20 protein-coding genes and 1 tRNA gene are annotated in these 19,688 nt (G+C 67.8%); 3 read left to right on the forward strand and 18 right to left on the reverse strand.

Features of this window, described 5'->3' with window-relative positions:
- Nucleotides 1-40: 40 nt before the first annotated feature.
- From mpaA3 to mpaB (L687_RS28225), 7 genes are read right to left on the reverse strand one after another with little or no spacing between them, the layout of a single operon-like run.
- Nucleotides 41-154, reverse strand: coding sequence for an MpaA3 family daptide-type RiPP (gene mpaA3 / locus L687_RS43275; protein WP_021199157.1), 114 nt, complete (start codon nt 152-154; stop codon nt 41-43).
- 40 nt (nt 155-194) lie between these two features.
- Nucleotides 195-320, reverse strand: coding sequence for an MpaA2 family daptide-type RiPP (gene mpaA2, locus L687_RS43245; protein WP_268741823.1), 126 nt, complete (start codon nt 318-320; stop codon nt 195-197).
- A gap of 37 nt (nt 321-357) precedes the next feature.
- Nucleotides 358-492 (reverse strand): MpaA1 family daptide-type RiPP, encoded by a 135-nt coding sequence (gene mpaA1 / locus L687_RS43250; RefSeq protein WP_021199159.1) that lies wholly within the window; start codon nt 490-492, stop codon nt 358-360.
- Nucleotides 493-1,680 (reverse strand): daptide-type RiPP biosynthesis dehydogenase, encoded by a 1,188-nt coding sequence (gene mpaC / locus L687_RS28210; RefSeq protein ID WP_021199160.1) that lies wholly within the window; start codon nt 1,678-1,680, stop codon nt 493-495.
- Complete coding sequence (mpaD, locus tag L687_RS28215) at nt 1,677-2,930, reverse strand: daptide-type RiPP biosynthesis aminotransferase (RefSeq protein ID WP_021199161.1); 1,254 nt, start codon at nt 2,928-2,930, stop codon at nt 1,677-1,679. The genes mpaC and mpaD overlap by 4 nt, the downstream gene beginning before the upstream one ends.
- On the reverse strand, nt 2,927-3,976 hold the full coding sequence (mpaB, locus tag L687_RS28220; RefSeq protein WP_031206969.1) for a daptide biosynthesis RiPP recognition protein: 1,050 nt from the start codon (nt 3,974-3,976) through the stop codon (nt 2,927-2,929). Before mpaB (L687_RS28220) ends, mpaD begins: the two co-directional genes overlap by 4 nt.
- On the reverse strand, nt 3,976-5,052 hold the full coding sequence (mpaB, locus tag L687_RS28225; protein WP_021199163.1) for a daptide biosynthesis RiPP recognition protein: 1,077 nt from the start codon (nt 5,050-5,052) through the stop codon (nt 3,976-3,978). Before mpaB (L687_RS28225) ends, mpaB (L687_RS28220) begins: the two co-directional genes overlap by 1 nt.
- Nucleotides 5,053-5,223: 171 nt before the next feature.
- Here mpaB (L687_RS28225) and L687_RS28230 point away from each other — a divergent pair.
- Nucleotides 5,224-5,311, forward strand: a tRNA-Ser gene (locus tag L687_RS28230).
- A gap of 172 nt (nt 5,312-5,483) precedes the next feature.
- On the opposite strand, the gene L687_RS28235 is transcribed toward L687_RS28230, so the two are convergent.
- The 5 genes from L687_RS28235 to L687_RS28255 form a co-directional block, all read right to left on the reverse strand.
- On the reverse strand, nt 5,484-6,086 hold the full coding sequence (locus L687_RS28235; RefSeq protein WP_021199164.1) for a GNAT family N-acetyltransferase: 603 nt from the start codon (nt 6,084-6,086) through the stop codon (nt 5,484-5,486).
- Between the two features lie 26 nt (nt 6,087-6,112).
- On the reverse strand, nt 6,113-6,742 hold the full coding sequence (locus L687_RS28240; protein WP_029258737.1) for a phosphatase PAP2 family protein: 630 nt from the start codon (nt 6,740-6,742) through the stop codon (nt 6,113-6,115).
- Between the two features lie 31 nt (nt 6,743-6,773).
- Complete coding sequence (locus tag L687_RS28245; RefSeq protein ID WP_021199166.1) at nt 6,774-8,174, reverse strand: multidrug effflux MFS transporter; 1,401 nt, start codon at nt 8,172-8,174, stop codon at nt 6,774-6,776.
- Nucleotides 8,175-8,332: 158 nt separating this feature from the next.
- A complete protein-coding gene (locus L687_RS28250; RefSeq protein ID WP_021199167.1) occupies nt 8,333-9,487 on the reverse strand; it encodes a cystathionine gamma-synthase in 1,155 nt (384 codons plus the stop codon).
- A 76-nt stretch (nt 9,488-9,563) separates the two neighbouring features.
- Nucleotides 9,564-10,940: a cystathionine beta-synthase gene (locus L687_RS28255; protein ID WP_021199168.1), complete on the reverse strand. Its 1,377-nt coding sequence runs from the start codon at nt 10,938-10,940 to the stop codon at nt 9,564-9,566.
- 141 nt (nt 10,941-11,081) lie between these two features.
- Between L687_RS28255 and L687_RS28260 the strand changes: the two genes are divergently transcribed.
- Nucleotides 11,082-12,089 carry a glycerophosphodiester phosphodiesterase family protein gene (locus L687_RS28260; RefSeq protein WP_021199169.1) on the forward strand — a complete coding sequence of 336 codons (1,008 nt, stop codon included), beginning with the start codon at nt 11,082-11,084 and terminating at the stop codon, nt 12,087-12,089.
- 66 nt (nt 12,090-12,155) lie between these two features.
- On the opposite strand, the gene L687_RS28265 is transcribed toward L687_RS28260, so the two are convergent.
- The 3 genes from L687_RS28265 to L687_RS28275 all read right to left on the reverse strand — a co-directional run bounded on the left by L687_RS28265 (nt 12,156) and on the right by L687_RS28275 (nt 15,674).
- A complete protein-coding gene (locus tag L687_RS28265; protein ID WP_021199170.1) occupies nt 12,156-13,118 on the reverse strand; it encodes a carbohydrate ABC transporter permease in 963 nt (320 codons plus the stop codon).
- A complete protein-coding gene (locus L687_RS28270) occupies nt 13,115-14,254 on the reverse strand; it encodes a carbohydrate ABC transporter permease (RefSeq protein ID WP_021199171.1) in 1,140 nt (379 codons plus the stop codon). The genes L687_RS28265 and L687_RS28270 overlap by 4 nt, the downstream gene beginning before the upstream one ends.
- Before the next feature lie 103 nt (nt 14,255-14,357).
- On the reverse strand, nt 14,358-15,674 hold the full coding sequence (locus L687_RS28275) for an ABC transporter substrate-binding protein (protein WP_021199172.1): 1,317 nt from the start codon (nt 15,672-15,674) through the stop codon (nt 14,358-14,360).
- A gap of 287 nt (nt 15,675-15,961) precedes the next feature.
- Here L687_RS28275 and L687_RS28280 point away from each other — a divergent pair, with 287 nt between their 5' ends.
- Nucleotides 15,962-16,966, forward strand: a complete 1,005-nt coding sequence (locus tag L687_RS28280) for a LacI family DNA-binding transcriptional regulator (RefSeq protein ID WP_021199173.1) — start codon at nt 15,962-15,964, stop codon at nt 16,964-16,966.
- A gap of 178 nt (nt 16,967-17,144) precedes the next feature.
- Here L687_RS28280 and rplL read toward each other — a convergent pair whose 3' ends face one another.
- From rplL to L687_RS28295, 3 genes are all read right to left on the reverse strand, one after another.
- The gene (gene rplL, locus L687_RS28285) at nt 17,145-17,528 is read right to left on the reverse strand and encodes a 50S ribosomal protein L7/L12 (RefSeq protein ID WP_017829128.1); all 384 of its coding nucleotides are present in this window, start codon (nt 17,526-17,528) and stop codon (nt 17,145-17,147) included.
- Between the two features lie 48 nt (nt 17,529-17,576).
- Nucleotides 17,577-18,065, reverse strand: a complete 489-nt coding sequence (gene rplJ, locus L687_RS28290) for a 50S ribosomal protein L10 (RefSeq protein ID WP_017829129.1) — start codon at nt 18,063-18,065, stop codon at nt 17,577-17,579.
- A gap of 383 nt (nt 18,066-18,448) precedes the next feature.
- On the reverse strand, nt 18,449-19,441 hold the full coding sequence (locus tag L687_RS28295) for a type IV toxin-antitoxin system AbiEi family antitoxin domain-containing protein (RefSeq protein WP_021199174.1): 993 nt from the start codon (nt 19,439-19,441) through the stop codon (nt 18,449-18,451).
- Nucleotides 19,442-19,688 lie beyond the last annotated feature (247 nt).

The following is a 19,688-nucleotide window of genomic DNA, read 5'->3' on the forward strand; positions in this document are numbered from 1 at the left end:
GTGGGGTGCGGACGGGCATGCTCCACCCGCACCCCGGGGATTAGGTTGCGATCGCTGCCGCGCCGCCGATGATGGCAATGATGTAGCTGGCGTGCTCCCACCATTCCAACGGTGCGTCGATCTGTTCGAGTTCCGTGAACTCCAGAGACGTCATCTGCAATCTGCACCTCCTTCTCGAGCTGTCGGTCGCCGCCCTATGTCAGGGCGAGAATTCCGATGATGACTCCCACGGCGAATCCTCGGATGTAGTCGTCGGTGTCGTTCAGGGCTTCCATGGCCTCGAGTTCCGTGAACTCGAGCGTCGGCGTTGTGGTGTGCATCTTCACCTCCCTTCCGTGTCGCTGCGCATGCCAGGGATCAGGTCGCCGCGGCTGCGCCGATCCCGATGAGGACCAACGCCCCTATCGCGCCCTGATAGAAGCTCTCCCAACTGGGGGCCTCCATGGTTTCCAGCTCCTGGAACCGGATACTGCTCTCGACTTTCTCGCCCATCTAATTCACCTCCTTCGCAACAGACATCGGAGGTCGGCGATCAGGGCCGACCAGCTCAGAACTCCACCGGGAGTCGTGGAGCACGTCACGGAAGTCGTCTGCGAGGAGGCCCGGCAGCATCGGGTGGCGTCTTCCCCACGCCCTCTCTGTGGCGACGGAGATGCGATCGATGTCATCCGGGCTCGGTCTCGGAGCACGCTCGATTCCCCACCGTTCGATCAGGGCCTCGATGCCCGTCGGCGGGTCCAGCGGTAACGCCATCCCGCCCACGACGTTCACCCAGAAGTCCTGGAGACTCTCCCGGTCTCCCCAGCGCACGTCCCCTGCACAGACCCGCCGCCAGACCGCCGCGATGACCGCCGCCGTGGCGACGATCTTGCGGATCCTCAGCACGAAAGCGATCTCGTTCGCCGCATACCAGTGGCGCGCACTGTAGGGGTCCGGCCCCCGCAGCGCCGCGCTGCGCTGGGTCGCCGCGCTCAGTCGAGCGAGACGCATCCTTCCCCCGCGCGAGTCCGGGTCACGGGTGGCGGAATCGAGGACGGCTCTCCCGAGCGCGACGGCGTCTCGGTTCTGCCGCGCGCTCCTCCGCGAGCTCGTCGAGGCGCCCGCTACCCGGAGGAAGGCTTCCAATGCTCCCTCCCGGACGGCGGCGTGCGTCAGCGAAGCCAGATTGCCCGGATCGATGATCGCGTGGCGAGGCCTCAGGGCAAGACCGACGATGAGCCGGTATCCGCTGTCGTTCCTGAGCACTCCGACGCTGTTGGTCTCCGACGAGGTGCCGAGCGTCGTCGGCACGGCGATGATGTCGACGGGTGGCAATGCGTGGGGAAGGAGAGTCAGCGCCGACCTCGACGCATGCCCGATGGCGAAGTCGAACACCCGCCCCCGAGCGAGAGCGAGCGCGGCGATCTTGCTGGCGTCGAGAACGGTTCCGCCGCCGACCGCGACGATGACGCTCGGCGATCGACGCACGATCTGTCGGGCCAGTTCGACGACTGCAGCGACGTCGACCGACGACGCATCGATCTGGATCGTCGTGGTCCGGCGCCCGGACGGGAGGGCAACCGGTACCGCCGAATCCACGATCATGAGGCTCTCTCGGTCGGCCGTGAGGTGCTTCGTCAACCGGCCGGTGGCCCCTTCCCCCTGCCACAGGGTGGGAAGTCGACCGAACTCCGCGGTCATCCCTGCACTCCCCGAGCCAGGCCTGCACGTATGGCCACGTCCACGGCGAGAAGCTCCTCCGCAGTGAATCCGTAGGCCGGGATCAACTCGATGGAGCTGGGGCCCGGTTGCACCAGGACGCCGTTGTCCGCGATCGCGGAGACGACGCGAAGGATGTCGGGCCCAGAGAGCGGGCTCTCGTCCGCGTGGCGGAGCCCGAGTCCCATGAAGCACCCGCGTCCGGTGATCTCCGCGACCACACCGTCCGCCTCCCACTCGGCCGCGAGGCGAAGCAGGTCGATGCCCAGTGCCTGAGCGGTCGACTCCACATCGATGCGGCGCAGTTCCTCGATCACGGCGAGGATCGCCGCCGCACAAGCCGGCGTCCCCGCCTGGGTCTCGCCATGCACGAACGTCCACCCGCCCCGCACGAACTCCGAGGCGACCCGTTCCCCCACCAGGAGCGCCGCCGCACCCATCGCCCCGTTGGTCAGCGCCTTCGAGAGGATGAGGATGTCCGGTGCCGCAGCCCACCTGTCGGTGGCGAACATCGTCCCGGTGCGGCCGAAGCCCGTCGCGACCTCATCGGCGACGATCAGGAAGCCGTACTCCTCGCGCAGTGCGAGCAGACGCTGGACGAACGCCTCAGACAGCGCGTAGGCACCGCTGCCCAGCACGGGTTCGACGACGACCGATGCCACGCGCGCCCCCTCCCGCTGCAGCAGCCGTTCGAGCTCCTCGCCGTCGTCGCGGTGGGATACATGCCGCACCGACCGGCGGTCGACGGCGTAGACGGATTGGAGGAGGTCGTCCCCACTCAGGGCGTGACTGCCGTATGCCGTGCCGTGATAGCTGCCTTTCAGGCCCACGATCAACGAGCGGGACGCGAGTCCCTTCTGCGCCCAGTACTGCCTGCCCAGCTTCATCGCCGCGTCGTTCGCCGCCCCTCCCGAGGTCGAGAAGATGACGCGGCGGTAGCGGACGGGGTCCGCGAGCTCGATCAGCGCTTCGGCCGCGCGCTGCGCGTACTCATGGGGCGCGCGGAACAGCGAGAGATAGGAGGCATCGTGATTCGCCCTGTTGACGGCCTCGACGACCGTCGGGTTGCCGAACCCGAGAGGGACGTTCCAGAGACCGCTCGTCGCGCAGAGACGTGTGGATCCGTCAGCGAACTCGATCCGGTTCCCGGCAGCGCCGACGGCGACGCGCTCCGGTGCGAAGGTCGAGTCCGCGGGGAGCATCGAGGTCCACAGCGCGTGCGGCGATGTCATCCTTCGGCCCCTTTCGTCCCGTCAGCGGATCCGGTACGCCGGCCCGTGTGGACGTTGAGAGCGGTGCGGGCTTGCAGGCACAGGTCACGCGCGTCCGGTGACGATGTGCCCCGCAGCCGGGCCACGCGCTCGGTGGCGATCTCGATCGTGCTCGACGTCTGTATCACCGCGATGACCCGGGCCGTCGATGGCGTGAGCAGCTGGCGGCGCAGGGTCCCGGTGTCTGCGAGCATGAAACCGGCGGCGGTCTCGAGCAGAAACGGATCCGCAGTCAACGGTTCGGCATCCGAGAGGTCGTCGTCGATCGGGAACCAGCCGAATCCCGAGACCCGGGCGGCGCCGTTCTCTGCGCGGAGCATCTTCATGAGGTCCGTCGCCTTGAGGTAGCGTCCGATCCACTCCCGCCTCGCGAGGTCGGCGGCGAACCCATCCCCCGTCGCGACCTCTCCCAGCGCCGCGGCCCGGGGCAGCGGGATGGCGAGAACGGACGGCAGGTCGTCGACGGTGCCGATGATCCGCCCCTGCACGCCGATGCCGACACTGCCGTCCGCACCCACTCGCAGCGCCTTCGGAGTCTTCATCTCCCTCGGGCAGTCCAGGGCGTCGCGGTCCGCGAGCAGCACCCGTGGGTCGATCAACGCCGAGGGAAAGACCCCGGTTCGGCGAGCGAGCTCCGCATCCTCGAGGAAGGCCTGCCCGCTGGATGCGTCGAAGAAGCGCACCACGGTGGGGCCGACGATCTGGACGAACGCAGCAGCGACATAGTCCTGGAGTTCGACGCCGTGTTCGCCGAGGAACAGCTCGTCACCCGCTTCTCGCAGTGCGCCTCGGTAGCGCACCACGCTGCCGAGACCGTCGTACATCCCACTCTCCACCGGCAGGAGGACCACGTCGTCGCCGCGCGCCACCTTCGCGACATCGGCTGCCGGAGCCCCGCTCTCGAGGAGGAACACTCGCGAGTGCCCCTCCCCGTGCCCGGTGATCCATGCGCGGAGTGCCCGCGCTCCGCTGACTTCCCCTGTTTCCATCCGCTCACCGTCGTGCATCACAGTCCCGCCTGCCCGCCCGCGGCGGGATCGAGGCCGACCACCGCCAATCGGCATCGGACCTCCTGCACCAGGGAGGCGACGCTGCTCGTCCCCCTGCCGAGCTCGGCCGCCAGCAATCCGACCGCCGCGGACTCGTCCGCCGTCGCGATCAGGCATTCCGCCGCGCGTGCGCTGTCGATGCCGAGCCGGATCCCGCGCCGGCTCACGGGATCGATCAGCATCCACTCCTCGCCGTCGCCCGTCAGCAGGTACGGGACGCGTGGTGAGACGACTCCCGGAAGCGCGGCGAGTTCGTCGAGAGCCCGCACGAGGTGTCCGCCGAAGCCGGAGATGGCGGGGCGACTCGGAACTCCCTCCCATCGACGCAGCAGGTCGATCGCGCCGATGTACCGTGCGAACCACGGCCGGTCGTCGAGATCGGCCTCCAGCATCCCGCGGTCGACGACGCGCGCGAACGCCCGCCCTCGGCCGGCGCCTTCTCCTGCGCGGGCCTCGATGTCTGCCCGCCCATCGCCCACCTCGCCGAGCAGGAGCCCGTCGGGCCCGTCCCTGTACTCGCCTTCCGCGGTGACGTGCACGCGGGGCAGGGCCTCTCCCTCGCGGCCGGAGCCGAGGAATGACGGCAGGGAGTCGAGCAGAACCGTGCCGCTCAGCAGCGGATCGATGAAGATCCCGGAGTCCTTCGCCGTATCGGCATCGCTCAGGAACGCGGCCACGCCCGCGGCGTTGCACTGCCGGAAGAGAGTGGGCCCGACGATCGGAAGGAAGGGAGCCGCCACGTACTCCCGGAGTTCGAACGTCTGCCCGCCGTCGAACATGATCCGATCGCCGGGCTCGCGCAGAGCACCGTCGTAGGGGATCACCCGGGAGTCGCTGCTCATGACGACACTGCCCGCGGGAGCGAACACGATGTCGTCGAGGCGGGTCTGGCTCAGCACCGCACCGACGTGGTCACCCGCCTCGACGAAGAACACGGCGCCCGTGACGAGGTTCCGTCTTCCGCTGACGCACTGTTCGAAGGCCGTCGTGGTGCGGTGGCGGTCTCGCGCCGTCGTGATCGAGCTCGCGTCCATGCTCCCCCTCTGGACACCGCACCCCCAGCGAATGCGATCCGTCCTCACATGAGGCTATACAGGTGACGTGTGACGTGCAATATTTCACATCGGTGGACGTTCAGGTCGCTGACCCCAGAGGCCTGTCACGTCGTCGTCCTCGCATCGGATAGGATGGACAGGTTGTTCCCTGGTGACGTGTCCGAGCGGCCGAAGGAGCACGCTTGGAAAGCGTGTGTTGTGCAAGCAACCGCGGGTTCGAATCCCGCCGTCACCGCCAAAAGTGAAAGAGCCTCCGCATCAGCGGGGGCTCTTTCACTTTTTATCGAGCACCGGGGATTCGGGGAGGAGCGAGCGCAGCGAGCACCGGAGTCCCGCCGTCACCGCCAAAAGTGAAAGAGCCTCCGCATCAGCGGGGGCTCTTTCGCTTCGCCCACGCGATCGTTCGGCGTTCAGTCGTCGAAGCGCACGCCGTAGATCTGTCCGCCGGGCTCGGCGGGGAGACGCGTCATCCCGAGCCGTTCGTAGAAGGCGGCGGCTCCGGTGTTGTTCGGATCGATGCCCAGGTGCAGCCCGCGCACTCCGCGTCGGGTCAGCTCGGCGAACAGCGTTTCGATGAGCTGGCGACCGAGCCCCTGACCCTGGGTCTCGGGAAGCAGGTCGATGTGCAGATGGGCCGGGTGATCCGCGACGTTCGGCTCGATGCCTTCGGCGCGGCTGTAGCCGTAGTCGATCATCCGATCCTCCCGCGTGACCACCTCCGCCGGCCGGGGGTGGCGACCCTCGAGCGTGGGCCACCACTCCTCGCGGAACCAGGTGTAGAAGGCGTCGGTGTCGTCGGTCGCGACGATGTAGCCGATCGTGCGCTCGTCATCGCTCTCGACCACCCAGGCGAGATCGGGATGACGCTCGGCATAGGGGACGGCGAAGAGGTCGCCCCACAGCGAGTCGTCGGAGAGGACGCCGGTCGCATCCGCCCCGGCGTCGGCCGTCTTCACGCAGATCTCATACAGTGCGGCACGATCGGTGGGGCGGTACGGACGGATGTGAGACACGACGACTCCTCTGGGGACGGGTCTTCTCAGCCTATCGGCGCCTCGACCGCCGACTTCTTCTGCTGCACCCACGGGAGCAACCAGGCGGCGAGCACCAGCACCACGCCGGCGCCGACCAGGGCGCCGCCGAGGGTGTCGCTGGCCCAGTGCACCGAGAGGAAGGTGCGCGAGAGCGCCATCGCGAGCACCCACGCCGCGCCGACGATCGCGACCCAGACGCGCGGGAACAGCACCCAGAGCACGAGGGCGATCGTCGCGGCGTTCGCCGTGTGCCCGGAGGGGAACGAGCCGTAGTCGCTCACCACGAGCATGTCGTCGGGCCGCGCCCGCCCGAAGAGCTGCTTGAGCAGTTGCACGCCGGCGGCACTGGCGGCGAAGCAGAGTGCCGCGAACAGCGCGCCACGCCAGCGCCGTGCGAGCACGAGCGCCAGGATCGCCAGCAGCGGCACCCCGAGGATCGCGACCCAGCCGCCGCCGATCCAGTTCAGAACGAGGGCGAAGTCGACCATCCAGTCCGCGCGGACCCCGGCGATCGTCTCGTTCCACCAGTGGTCGAAGCCCGGAGTCTGCGGGTAGGCGAACACGACCACGGCGCCCAGGACCGTTGCGAGCGCGAGGAGGCCCACTCCCCACCACAGCAGCATGCGCCTGTTCATCGTCCTATTCTGTCGGACGGCACCTGAAGACTCAGGGAGCGAGCATCCCGACGGTGCGCGGGCGCACGACGAACCACAGCGACAGGATGCCGATCGCGGCACAGCCGACCATGACGGACGCCATGGTGGTCGCGGTGATCCCGGCGTCGTGCGAGAGCCAGCCGACGACGGGCGAGATGAGCCCGGCGACGCCGAAGTTCGTCGCGCCGATGATGGATGCCGCGGTTCCCGCGGCCTTCCCGTGGCGGTCGAGCGCCAGCACCTGCACGTTCGGGAATGTGAAGCCACAAGCAGTCATGAAGACGAACAGCGGGATCACCGTGCCCCACAGGCCGAGGCCGAGCTGGTCGGTGACGATGATCGCGACGCCGGCGAGCAGCAACACTGCGGTCGAGTAGGCCATGACCCACTGCGGTCCGAAGCGTGCGGCCAAGCGGGAGGCGGTCTGCACGCCGACGACCACGCCGAGCGAGTTCACGGCGAAGAGCAGACCGTACTGCTGCGCGTCGAGCCCGTGGGTCACCTGGAACAGGAACGGCGATGCCGACAGGTACGAGAACAGACCGGAGAAGGTCATCCCGCCGATGACGAGCACGCCGAGGAACACCCGGTCCGAGAGCACGGAGCGATATCGCTGCAGCATGGTGGCGCCACCGTGACCCTGGCGCCGGGCGACGGGCAGCGTCTCCGGGATGAACAGGATCGTCGACAGCAGCATGACCACGCCGTAGGCCGCGAGCACGCCGAAGATCCCGCGCCACGGCATGAGCGTGAGCAGCCACGAGCCGATCAGGGGCGCGATGACCGGTGCCACGCCCGAGACCAGAGCGAGGCGGGAGAGCATGACGACCAGTCGACGCCCGCCGAACAGGTCGCGCACGATCGCCATGGCCACCACGCCGCCGGCCGCGGCCCCCACTCCCATCAGCACGCGGGCGACGCTGAGCAGCCCGAGGTCCGGTGCGAAGGCCGCCCCGACGCTCGCGAGCACGTGCAGCGCGGTGACGGCGATCAGCGGCACACGACGACCGACCTTGTCGCTGAGCGGTCCGACCACGAGCTGGCCGAGCGCGAACCCGATCATGGTTCCGGTCAGGGTCAGCTGGATCGCGGCGGCCGTGGTCTGGAAGTCCTGCTCCAGCACCGGGAACGCCGGGAGGTAGAGGTCGATCGTGAAGGGGCCGAGGGCGGTGAGCGCGCCGAGCAGGATGATGTACAGCGTGCGGCGGCCCAGGGAGATGGCATCGCCCGGGTGCAGCATGATCGGCGCGGTGGCAGGGTTCGCGCCGAGGGTGCGGATCGCGCCGGTCGCGGTGGGGATGCGGATGCTCCCCGTCGCGGTGCGCTCGGGCTGCGGGATCTGCGATTCGTCGGCGGCGGAATCCCCCGCCTTCACGACGGGGAGGGAATCAGTGCGGGGAGCGTCGGACACGACGTCCTTCCAGAGTTCAGGGGGTGCAAGGGTCGAATCGATTCGACCGGGGAAGCCCCCATGTTACCGCCGCCACGGCCTCGTCCGCCCGCCCACGCGCAGAGCAGAGACGCACCCCCGCGGATGCGAAGGTGCGTCTCTCACGGCCCGGTGCGACGTCAGCGCGAGATGCGGTCGAGCCCCTGCTCGAGGTCGGCGATCAGGTCGCCCACGTCTTCGATCCCGACGGAGAGGCGCACGATGTTCTCCGGGACCGCGAGCTCGGTGCCGCGCACGGAGGCGTGCGTCATGTCCGGCGGGTATCCGATGAGCGACTCGACTCCACCGAGCGACTCGGCGAGCTGGAACACCGAGGTGCTCTCGACGAAGGCCCGTGCCGCGTCGGCGCCGGCGGCGAGGCCGAACGACAGCATCCCGCCGAAACCGCTCATCTGCTTCGCGGCGATCTCGTGGCCGGGATGCGAGGAAAGTCCCGGGAAGTAGACCTGCGCGAACTCCGGCCGATCCTGCGCCCACTCGGCGATGGCCTGCGCGTTCTCGGAGTGCTGCCGCATCCGCAGCGCCAGGGTCTTGATGCCGCGGGTCGTCAGCCAGGCGTCCAGCGGGGCGGAGACCGCTCCGACCGCGAACTGCTGGAACTTGACCTGATCGAAGAACCGATCATCGCCGAACACGACCGCGCCGCCGAGCACATCCGAGTGCCCGCCCAGGTACTTGGTCGTGGAGTGCACCACCAGGTCGGCGCCGAGCGCGAGCGGCTGCTGCAGCGCCGGCGAGGCGAAGGTGTTGTCCACGACCACGATCAGGCCGGCCGCGTGCGCGATCTCGGCGATCAGAGCGATGTCGACGATCTTCAGGAGCGGATTGCTGGGCGTCTCCAGCCACACGATCTTCGTCTCGGGACGGATCGCCGCGCGGAGCGCATCCACGTCGGAGAGCTCGACCGTCGTGGTCTCGATCCCCCACGGTGCGAGGACCCGGGTGAGCAGCCGGTAGGTGCCGCCGTACACGTCGTTGCCGAGCAGGATGTGGTCGCCGGGCTTGAGGATGCCACGCAGCAGCGCATCCTCCGCGGCGAGTCCCGACGCGAACGAGAGCGCGCTCGCGCCCCCTTCGAGGGCCGCGAGCTGGGTCTCGAGCGAGGACCGCGTGGGGTTGCCCGCACGGTTGTACTCGTAGCCCGCACGCAGGCCGCCGACGCTGTCCTGCACATGCGTCGAGGACTGGTAGATCGGCGGGATGATCGCTCCCGTGACGGGGTCGGGCGCTTGTCCTGCGTGGATGGCTCGGGTGGCGAAAGCGTGATCGGACATGTGTCTCAGCCTACGTCCGCGCCTGCGGGGAGGGCCTCCCGGTTACGCCCCGGGTCGGCCGAGCTCTCGGTGTCTCTCAGCGCGACAGATACGCCAGCAGGTCCTGACGGGTGAGCACCGTGTGCGGTTTGCCGTCCTCGGTCACCAGCAGGGCGTCTGCGTCGGCGAGCGCGGCCTTGGCCTGCGCGACCGAGGTGTGGATGCCGACGAGCGGGAGCCTCTCCCCCACGTGCGCGCCCACGGCATCGGTCGCGTTCGCCTCACCGCGGAACAGCAGGTCGAGCAACCCCTTCTCATCGACCGTGCCGACCACCTCGCCCATCATGACCGGCGGTTCGGCGCTGAGCACGACCAGCTGCGAGACGTCGTACTCGGTCATCATGCCGATGGCCTCGAGCACGGTGTCGGTCGGGTGGGCGTGCACCAGGTCGGGGATGCCGGCGCCCTGCCGCGACGGACGAGCCGCGAGCACGTCGGCGACGGTCTCCCCGTCCTCCACGTCACTGAACCCGTAGGAGCGCATCCATCCGTCGTTGAAGATCTTGCCCAGGTATCCGCGCCCGCCATCGGGAAGCAGCACGACCATCACCGCGTCCGCCGGCAGGTCACGTGCGATGCGCAGCGCCCCCACGACGGCCATCCCGCTCGATCCGCCGACGAGGATGCCCTCCTCGCGGGCGAGGCGCCGGGTCATCGCGAAGGCCTCGGCATCGCCGACCGCCACGATCTCGTGCGGCACCGTGGGATCGTATGCACCGGGCCAGATGTCCTCGCCCACGCCCTCGACGAGGTACGGACGGCCGGTGCCGCCGCTGTATACGCTGCCCTCGGGGTCGACGCCGACGATCCGTACTCGACCATCCGAGACCTCCCGCAGGTACCGCCCCGTCCCCGTGATCGTGCCACCCGTGCCCACGCCCGCCACGAAATGCGTGACCTCGCCGTCGGTGTCGCGCCAGATCTCGGGACCCGTGGTCTCGTAGTGACTGCGCGGACCGTTCGGGTTCTCGTACTGGTTCGGCTTGAACGCTCCAGGGATCTCGCGGGTCAACCGGTCGCTCACGCTGTAGTACGACTCCGGGCTGTCGGGGGCGACCGATGTGGGGGTCACCACGACCTCGGCACCGTAGGCACGGAGTACGTCGATCTTGTCTTCGCCGACCTTGTCCGGCAGCACGAACACGCACTTGTAGCCCCGTTGCTGGGCGACGAGCGCGAGGCCGACCCCGGTGTTGCCGCTGGTGGGCTCGACGATCGTGCCGCCGGGTTTCAGCGCACCCGCCGCCTCGGCCGCGTCGATGATCCGCGCGGCGATGCGATCCTTCGAGGAACCGCCGGGGTTCAGGTACTCGAGCTTCACGAGCACCGTGCACGCGACGCCCTCGGTGACGTGCTGCAGCTTCACGAGGGGCGTGTCGCCGACGAGGTCGACGATCGAGTCTGCGTACTTCATGCCTTCAGGGTAGACGCGCGGATGCCGCGGACGGGGATGTGTTTCGACGCCGATCGAACCGAGGGCCGAAAGTCTAAAATGTTACATTTGCCTGATGGTGGGAAAGATCCCAGCGGCGGGCTCACGAAGGAGCAGATCACCATGTTCTCGAAACAGCATCCATTCTGGGCGCGCGCGGCGGGTATCACGACCCTCGGTCTCGTGCTCGGCATCGCGCCGATGATCGCGGCAGATCGGCCCCCGAAAGTCGGAGCCGGGACAGGCACCGAAACCGGCACCGATGCCGGCTCCGGCCCCGAAACCGGCTACGGGCAAGAGGCACCGCTGATCGTGGCTCATCGGGCGGGGACCGCCGACTATCCGGAGAACACCAGGGAGGGCATCCGAGGTTCGCTGGAGGATGGCGCTGACGCGCTCTGGATCACCGTCCAGCTCTCTCGCGACGGCGTGCCCGTGCTGTACCGGCCCATCGGCCTCGACGAGAAGACGAACGGGACGGGGACCGTGGCGGAGAAGACCGTCGCAGAACTGACCGCGCTCAACGCCGGATGGAACTTCCGCCCTCGTGGATCGGAAGAGACGCCGTATCGCGACGACCCGGCCCTTCTCCCGACACTCCGACAGGCTCTGGCGGACATCCCCGCCGACCGCCTGGTGTTCCTCGATCTCAAGCAGGCGGATCCGGTTCCTCTGGCGGACGCGGTCGTCGCCGTTCTCCGCGATGCGGAGCGCACGGAGAACACCGTCATCTACTCCACGGATGCGGCCGCGACCGGTCGAGCCCGTGACGCCGGCGACGTCCAGGTCGCAGAAGACCGCGATGTCACCCGCAAGCGACTCCTTGACATCGCTCTCGCACACGAGTGCGAGCCGCCGCCCGCGGCCGGAACCTGGATGGCCTTCGAGGATCGCCGCAAGATCACCGTCAGTGAGACCTTCACCTCGGGTACCGCGAAGAGCGAGGTGGAAGTCACCCCCTGGGATCGCGAGGCCGTGCGGTGCATCGATCCCACCGACCGTGTGAATCTCATGGCGATCGGAGTCGCGGACGCCGAACGGTATCGAGACCTCGCCCGCGTCGGCGTCGATGCGGTCCTCGTGGACTCGCCCCGCGATGCCGTGAGCTGGAAGTACGGCCACTCCCGCTGACATCGACGACGCCGCGTCGACCTCCTCAGGTCGGCGCGGCGTCGTCGATGAAGCGGATCCGTACCGCTAGCCCTTCGTCGATCCCGCCAGCAGGCCGCGGACGAAGTAGCGCTGCAGTGCGAAGAAGACGATCAGCGGCACGATGATCGACACGAAGGCGCCCGCCGTGAGCAGGTACCAGTCGTTTCCTCTCGTGCCCGTGATCTCGGCCAACAGCTTCGTGATGGGCGCCGCGGCGCCGTCGGCGAACACCAGCGCCACGAGCAGATCGTTCCACACCCACAAGAACTGGAAGATCGCGACAGAAGCGATCGCCGGCATCGTGAGAGGCAGCACCACGCGGAAGAAGATCTGCCCACGGGACGCACCGTCGACGCGCGCGGCCTCGATGATCTCTCCGGGGATCTCCGACATGAAGTTGTGCAGCAGGTAGATCGCCAGGGGGAGAGCGAACATCGAGTGAGCGATCCACACCTGGGCGTAGCCCGAGGAGGCACCGAGCGGGGTCGTGACCTGCAGCCCGAAGAGGTTGATCCCTCGGGAGAACGAGCTCAGCAGTGGCACCAGCGCCATCTGGATCGGCACGATCTGCAGCGCGAACACGAAGATGAACAGCGCGTTGCGCCCCTTGAAGTCGATCCACGCGAACGCATAGGCCGCCATGGACGCGATCATCAGCGGCACGATGGTGGCGGGGATCGTGATCGCGATCGAGTTGACGAACGACTCCAGGATCGTGAGCTGCGTCGTGCCGGACTGGAGCACGTCGACGTAGTTCTCGAGCGTCACCTGCGGGTCGGCGAAGAAGGTCCACCAGCCGGTCGTCTGGATCTGGTCCCTCGGCCGGAACGACGAGATGAACAGCCCGAGCGTCGGAATCGTCCACAAAAACGCGATGACGATGGACGCCACCGACGCCCACGGACGGGACAGGCGCTTGCGGGTGCGACCGGCGGCGCCGTCGAACCCGCCGCCGGTGGTGATCGCGCGCGTGCTGACGGCGGCGTCTGACTTCACGGTGTCGGTCATCGGATCTCCCGCTGCTTCTTGATCTGGCGCGCGTTGTAGATGACGATCGGCAACACCAGGATGAACAGGATGACGGAGAGCGCGGCACTGCGTCCCGCCTCGAACTTCGAGAACTGCGTGTACATCTCGTTCGCGAGGGTCGACGTGCCGTAGTTGCCGGCGGTCATCGTGCGCACGATGTCGAACACCTTCAGCGAGGCGATCGAGATGGTCGTGAGCACCACGATGAGCGCCGGGCGGATCGCAGGGACCGTCACCGAGATGAACCGCTGCCACGCGTTCGCGCCGTCCAGCTCGGCCGCTTCCAGCAGCTCCGCCGGTACGCCCTTGATCGATGCGGACAGCACCACCATCGCGAAACCGGTCTGCACCCAGATCAGCACGACGATCAGGAACAGGTTGTTCCATGGCTCATTGAGCAGCCACTGCTGCGGCGTGCCACCGAACCACACGAGGAGCTGGTTGAGCAGACCGATCTGCTCGTACTGCGGGCCACGGTACTCGTAGATGAATCGCCAGATGATGCTCGCCCCGACGAAGGAGATGGCCATCGGCATGAAGACCAGCACCTTGTAGATCTTCTCGCCCCGGGTGCGATCGATGAACACGGCGTACGCGAGGCCGACGATCGTGGAGACCGTCGGAACCAGGAGCACCCAGATGATCGTGTTGATGACGGCGGTGATGCCGTCGGATTGCGTGAAGATCCAGAGGTAGTTCGACAGGCCGACGAACTCCTTCCCCGAGGAGTTCATGAACGACGAGAACATCGTCTGGATCGACGGCAGGACGAGACCGACGATCAGCAACAGCAGCGCCGGAGCCATGAAGGCCACGAGCTGGATCAGATATCCCGCGCCATCGCGGGAACGGTAGTCGAGCCAGAAGAACAAGGCGCCGACGGCGACGGCGACTCCCATCGCCCAGTAATAGGAGTTGAAGAAGAACATCACCGCGAGCGGGATGAGCAGGCACATCGCCAATCGGACGAACGTGTAGACCTTCCCCCTACGGGGAGCGATGTCCACCAGGAGCAGGATGATCGCCACGACCACCGCGAAGGCGATGACCACGGTGACGGCCTGCAGGACCGGCGGGAGCGAGCCGATCCATTTGAAGAAATTAGTCGCGTTCACGGATTCCCCTTCATCACGCGGACCGGATCATCGACGCACACGTCGGAGTGCGCGCCGTGGGGTCAGAGGGGCCGCCCCGGTGCGGGGCGGCCCCTCTGCTGGATCAGCTGCTCGGCCAGCCGGTCTCGATCTGCGTGAGCACCTCATCGGTCGAGGTGCCGTTGACCCATGCGACCATGCCCTTCCAGAACGTTCCGGCACCGACGGCACCGGGCATCAGGTCGGACGCGTCGAATCGGAAGGTGGTGTCCGGGTCCTGCAGGATCTTGATGGTCTCCTGGAGGATCGGGTCCTTCGCGTTCGCGGGGTCGAGGCCGTTGTTCGCGGAGGTCACGCCGCCGAGGCTGACGCGGCTGTTCGCCCACTCGGGGCTGGACAGGTACGCGAGCACCTTCTGCGTCGCCTCGGAGTCGCTGAACCCGCCGACGATCTCACCGGCACCCGTCACAGCCGTGTCGCCCTCGGTCTCGCCCGGCAGCATGAATGCCCAGACGTCGCCGTCCTCTGCGACCTTCGTGCCGTCGGGGAAGAAGCCCGACAGGAACGAGGCCTGGTGGGTCAGCGCGCACTCGCCGCCCGCGAGCTTCGGAGCGACATCTCCGAACGCGGTGGAGTTGATGGAGCGCACGTCACCGAAGCCGGCGTTGACGTTGGCCGGGTTGAGCAGGATGCCGCCGACCGAGTCGAACGCCTGCTTGATCTGCGGGTCGGTGAACTTGACCTCGTTCGTGACCCACTGGTCGTAGACGTCCGGTCCGGACTGACGCAGCACGTAGTCCTCGATCCAGTCCGTTCCCGGCCAGCCGGTCGCGGTGCCCGATTCGAAGCCGGCGCACCATGCGGGGGTTCCGGTGGTCGCCTGGATCTTCTCGGTGAGGGCGGTCATCTCGTCGAGCGTCTTGGGAACCTCGACGCCCCACTCCTTGAACTTCGCCGGCGAGTACCAGATCCAGCCCTTGACGTTCGCCATCAGCGGGGCGCCGTAGAAGGTGCCGTCGACGGTGCCGTAGTTCACCCAGTCTTCGGTCCAGTACTCGTTGGCGTTCTTCTCGACCTCTTCGGGTGCGGGCTTCAGGTAGTCGCGGTCCGCGAAGTCCTTGAACAGTCCCGGCTGCGGGAAGATCGCGATGTCCGGCGGGTTGCCGCCCTGGGCGCGCGTGCCGAGCTGGGTCTCGAAGTCCTGGCTGCCCTCGTACTTGATCGTGATGCCGTTCTCGTCGGCCCAGTCCTTCCAGGACTCCTGGAGGAGCTTCGCCTCGTCATCGACGATCGTTCCGTAGATGGTGACGGTGGCATCGCCCCCATCGCCGCCGTCGGTGCCCGGTGCCCCTCCGGGAGCCCCGCATCCGGCGAGCGCGATGCCCGCGACCCCCAGCAGGGCGAGCGGCGCGTAACGCCGGGAACGCTGTGACAGAGCCATGTGAATTCTCCTCTTCGAGTACAGGTTCCCGACTGGTGCGACGCCACCCCGGGGCATCGTTAGGGAACCGATTCCAGGCCAACCTACTGGCCATGCGCACCCCCGCACAACACGCTAGGGTCACAAGCTCGCAACCATTCGACGTGCTCGCGCCCCCGACGTGGGAGCGCTCCCTCGCTTCCGCTCTGGAACCGGTTCCTTTTTCGTATGCCGGCGACTACGATTTGACGCGGCGCGCACCCCCGCGTCGGGGCCACGCAGCTGCGTGATCAGGTCGAGGAGGACCGATGAGCACGATCGCGGACGTCGCGTCGCGTGCCGGCGTATCGAAGGCCACCGCCAGTCGCGCCCTGAGCGGCCGCGGGTACGTGTCGGAGACCACCCGGCAGCGCGTCGAGGACGCCGCTCGCGATCTCTCCTATGTCGCCCACTCCTCCGCGACGAGCCTGGCCACCGGGCGCACGCAGACCGTGGGCGTCGTGATGCCGCCCGTGGACCGATGGTTCTTCGCCGAGCTGCTCGCCGGCGTGCAGGAATCGCTCTTCGCCCTCGACTACGACCTGTCGCTCTACGGCGTGCCGGAAGGGTCGCAGACCAGGGAGCGGTTGTTCGAGAGCGTGCTTCCCGGCCGGCGGTTCGACGGGATCATCGCGGTCGGCATCCAGCCGAGCGCCCGGGAGCTCGAGCGCCTGCAGCAGACCGGGCGGCCGCTCGTGAGCGTCGGCCCGTACAGCGAGGGTTCCAGCGCGGTGTCGATCGACGACACGGCCGCCGCGCGCATCGCGACCGAGCACCTCATCGAGCTCGGGCACACCGACATCGCCTTCGTCGGCGGATCGACGGACGCGGCCACGCTGAGCTACGGTGATGCGCAGCGGCTGGAGGGTTATCGCGGCGCATTGCAGGCGGCCGGAATCGCGGCTCATGCGCGCGTCGCCGGCGGGGCTCCGACGATGCCCGGCGGGTACACCGCGGCAGCGGGACTGCTGGGAGACCGACGGCGGAGGCCGACGGCGATCGTGGGAGTGTGCGATGAAGCCGCGATCGGGGCGATCATCGCCGCGCGGCGACTCGGCATCGCCGTGCCGACCGAGCTCAGCGTCGTCGGCATCGATGATCACGAACACGCCGACATGTTCGCGCTGACCACGATCGGACAATCACCGCGCGACCAGGGCCATGAGGCGGTGCGCCTCCTGACGCAGCGGATGGAGCACCCCGACGCACCGCTGGAGCGCATCTACGCGGCGTCGGCCCTCGTCGTGCGCAGCTCGACGGCTCCTCCGCGCTGACCTCGCAGCATGCCGGGATGCAGGCCGGGCTCGTGGTGCCACGCGACCCCGGCCCGGGCTCCTGGTGCACCGGGAGGACAGCCCCGGGAAGCGTCGGCAACGGCGGAAACCACCCGGAACGCACGAAGGCCCCGGGGCGAACCCGGGGCCTTCGACGAGAAACGCGTGAGCGTCGCGATTACTTGAGGGTAACCGTGGCGCCTGCCTCTTCGAGAGCAGCCTTGGCCTTCTCGGCGGTCTCCTTGTTGGCGCCCTCAAGGACGGCCTTCGGGGCACCGTCGACGACAGCCTTGGCCTCGCCGAGACCCAGCGAGGTGAGCTCGCGGACGGTCTTGATGACCTGGATCTTCTTGTCGCCAGCAGCCTCGAGGATGACGTCGAAGGAGTCCTTCTCTTCCTCAGCCTCAGCAGCGCCTGCGCCACCCGCGGCACCGGCGACGGCGACGGGAGCAGCAGCGGTGACCTCGAACTTCTCCTCGAACGCCTTCACGAACTCGTTGAGCTCGATGAGGGTCAGGCCGGCGAACTGCTCGAGCAGTTCCTCGGTGGAAAGCTTCGCCATGATGTATCTCCTAGATAGATGGGGTTTGTAGACGAGATCGCAGGTCGCTTACGCGGCCTCTGCGGTCTCCAGCTTTTCGCGAAGAGCATCGATGGTGGCGGCAGCCTTGCCCATCGTCGCCTTCATCATGCCCGCAGCCTTCGCCAGCAGAACCTCACGGCTCTCGAGCGCGGCGTACTTGTTGACCTCGTCCGCGGTGAGGGCGTTGCCCTCGAAGATGCCGGACTTGATCACGAGAAGCGGGTTGGCCTTGGCGAAGTCACGCAGAGCCTTGGCGGTGGCGACGAAGTCACCGTGCACGAACGCGACAGCCGACGGACCCTTGAGGTCGTCGTCCAGCGCGGAGATGCCAGCCTTGTTGGCGGCGATCTTGGTCAGCGTGTTCTTCACCACGGCGTACTCAGCGTCCTGACGGATGCTGTTGCGCAGCTCCTTGAGCTGGGCAACCGTCAGACCGCGGTACTCGGTCAGCAGAACGGCAGTCGAGTTCTCGAATGACTTCGTGAGCTCGGCGACCGATGCATCCTTCTGCGCCATGGTCACTCCTTGGTGTGTACGAGGCGCCGCACGGTGGTGAGGCGCCGACCTGGACCACCTGCAAGAGAAAAAGCTCCGGCGCAAGCGCACGGAGCTTTGAGAGTTCGTGGCCTGCGCGGGCCCCTGCTATGCAGAGCTTCGATCGCTGCATGCTTGCGCACACGACGATGACCAGCGGTCTTCGGTTCGAGATAACTGTACCCCACCCGCCCCGCTCCCCCAAATCCCGCCTCTCCTCCGCCCCTCCGCCCTCCGTCCACCCACCCCCTCGCCGAGACCCACGCTCCGCACCCAGGCCCATGGCGGGACTCGTCTCCTGGCATGGGTCTGGACGAGGGGCATGGGTGTCGGCGGCAATCGCTGGCAGAAAGCGAAGCACGATGTCAGGGGCGGAGGCCGAAGGCACCCAGGCGTGCGCCGAGAGCCTCAGGCGTCACGATGTGCTCGTATCCCCATCGGACGACGCGCCATCCCGTGACGCCACGGACAGCGTCCTCACGGCACTTCTCAGCGATCACGATGTCCTCCGCCGACCTCTCACCGCGCAGATCCGGATCGAGATACTTGCCTCTGCCGTCGAACTCGCCGAAGGCCTGCAAACCGCGGAAGGCGAAATCGAGCCAATAGTCCTCACCGCCTGGCCCGGTGACGTGCGACTGCAGCTCGATGCCCGTGAAGCCGAGCCTGTGGAGGTGCAGACGACTGACGCTCTCCCCGGGAAGCTGGGCACGACCGTCCGACAGCGCGATCATCGCGCGGGCCTGACGGATCCCACGGCCCGACACAGCCCGGGCACGCCGAGCAAGTTCTCCTCGCCACGTGGCGGCCACCTCGGAATCCTGCTCATTCCCGCGCATGGCAACTCGCCGGAGAGCAGCATCGGCCACGGAGATAGCCGCTTCCGGCCCGAGCCGGCTGGTCAGGTCGAGCACGGTTCTCTCGAGCGACGTGCATCTTATGCCCTCGATCTCTTCGAGGTCCCCCTCACCGACCTGTATGTCGTGCCGTGCCACACAGCCCTTCACCCTGCTGTGACTCGTCCGGCCGAGCAACACGTGCACGTGCGCCGGGAACGTCCGATAGAGCGGCAGACCGTGGAGCACAGCTGCCGAGTCGAAGCAGAATGCGGCGCCTCCGCCCGAGGACTCCCGGTGCACGGCGAGCACCTTCAGGAGATGCCGGCCTTCCGCCCAGAGCTGTGCCCACGCCTCCCCCTCCGCGTACCAGCCCCGACGCACCCGGATGAGCACGCCACCGTCGACCATGCCCTTGAGTTCCCGCTCGGTGATTCCTCGGGCGAGAACATCCCGTCTGGAGAGGAGGAGCTGACGCGCTTCCTCGATCGTGACAGCCCTCCGCATGCGCTCGATCTTCATGCTTGCAGCCGGCCCGCGACCCAGGATCCGCGCATTTCACCGGGAACCGATAGCAACTCGCTCAGAACCATCGCCGTGCAGTTCGCTTCCCTGCCTCTCCCTCCCGCATCCCGGCGAGACCTCGCGCCTTCCTCCCAGCGAAACCCACGCTTGTCGTCGAAACCCACGCGCCGAAGCAACTGCACACGTGGGTGTCGGCGACGCCAATGGGTCTCGGCGACGGGGAGGGGCGGGAGGGGGCGGGGGG

This window comes from Microbacterium maritypicum MF109 (assembly GCF_000455825.1).
Taxonomy (GTDB): domain Bacteria; phylum Actinomycetota; class Actinomycetes; order Actinomycetales; family Microbacteriaceae; genus Microbacterium; species Microbacterium maritypicum_A.

What these genes read in the sequence shown, in the direction of transcription:
- mpaA3 (WP_021199157.1), bottom strand. Translation starts at nt 154, where the DNA reads ATGACGTCTCTGGAGTTCACGGAACTCGAACAGATCGACGCACCGTTG.
- mpaA2 (WP_268741823.1), bottom strand. Translation starts at nt 320, where the DNA reads ATGCACACCACAACGCCGACGCTCGAGTTCACGGAACTCGAGGCCATG.
- mpaA1 (WP_021199159.1), bottom strand. Translation starts at nt 492, where the DNA reads ATGGGCGAGAAAGTCGAGAGCAGTATCCGGTTCCAGGAGCTGGAAACC.
- mpaC (WP_021199160.1), bottom strand. Translation starts at nt 1,680, where the DNA reads ATGACCGCGGAGTTCGGTCGACTTCCCACCCTGTGGCAGGGGGAAGGG.
- mpaD (WP_021199161.1), bottom strand. Translation starts at nt 2,930, where the DNA reads ATGACATCGCCGCACGCGCTGTGGACCTCGATGCTCCCCGCGGACTCG.
- mpaB (WP_031206969.1), bottom strand. Translation starts at nt 3,976, where the DNA reads ATGCACGACGGTGAGCGGATGGAAACAGGGGAAGTCAGCGGAGCGCGG.
- mpaB (WP_021199163.1), bottom strand. Translation starts at nt 5,052, where the DNA reads ATGGACGCGAGCTCGATCACGACGGCGCGAGACCGCCACCGCACCACG.
- L687_RS28240 (WP_029258737.1), bottom strand. Translation starts at nt 6,742, where the DNA reads ATGAACAGGCGCATGCTGCTGTGGTGGGGAGTGGGCCTCCTCGCGCTC.
- L687_RS28250 (WP_021199167.1), bottom strand. Translation starts at nt 9,487, where the DNA reads ATGTCCGATCACGCTTTCGCCACCCGAGCCATCCACGCAGGACAAGCG.
- L687_RS28255 (WP_021199168.1), bottom strand. Translation starts at nt 10,940, where the DNA reads ATGAAGTACGCAGACTCGATCGTCGACCTCGTCGGCGACACGCCCCTC.
- L687_RS28260 (WP_021199169.1), top strand. Translation starts at nt 11,082, where the DNA reads ATGTTCTCGAAACAGCATCCATTCTGGGCGCGCGCGGCGGGTATCACG.
- L687_RS28265 (WP_021199170.1), bottom strand. Translation starts at nt 13,118, where the DNA reads ATGACCGACACCGTGAAGTCAGACGCCGCCGTCAGCACGCGCGCGATC.
- L687_RS28275 (WP_021199172.1), bottom strand. Translation starts at nt 15,674, where the DNA reads ATGGCTCTGTCACAGCGTTCCCGGCGTTACGCGCCGCTCGCCCTGCTG.
- L687_RS28280 (WP_021199173.1), top strand. Translation starts at nt 15,962, where the DNA reads ATGAGCACGATCGCGGACGTCGCGTCGCGTGCCGGCGTATCGAAGGCC.
- rplL (WP_017829128.1), bottom strand. Translation starts at nt 17,528, where the DNA reads ATGGCGAAGCTTTCCACCGAGGAACTGCTCGAGCAGTTCGCCGGCCTG.
- rplJ (WP_017829129.1), bottom strand. Translation starts at nt 18,065, where the DNA reads ATGGCGCAGAAGGATGCATCGGTCGCCGAGCTCACGAAGTCATTCGAG.
- L687_RS28295 (WP_021199174.1), bottom strand. Translation starts at nt 19,441, where the DNA reads ATGAAGATCGAGCGCATGCGGAGGGCTGTCACGATCGAGGAAGCGCGT.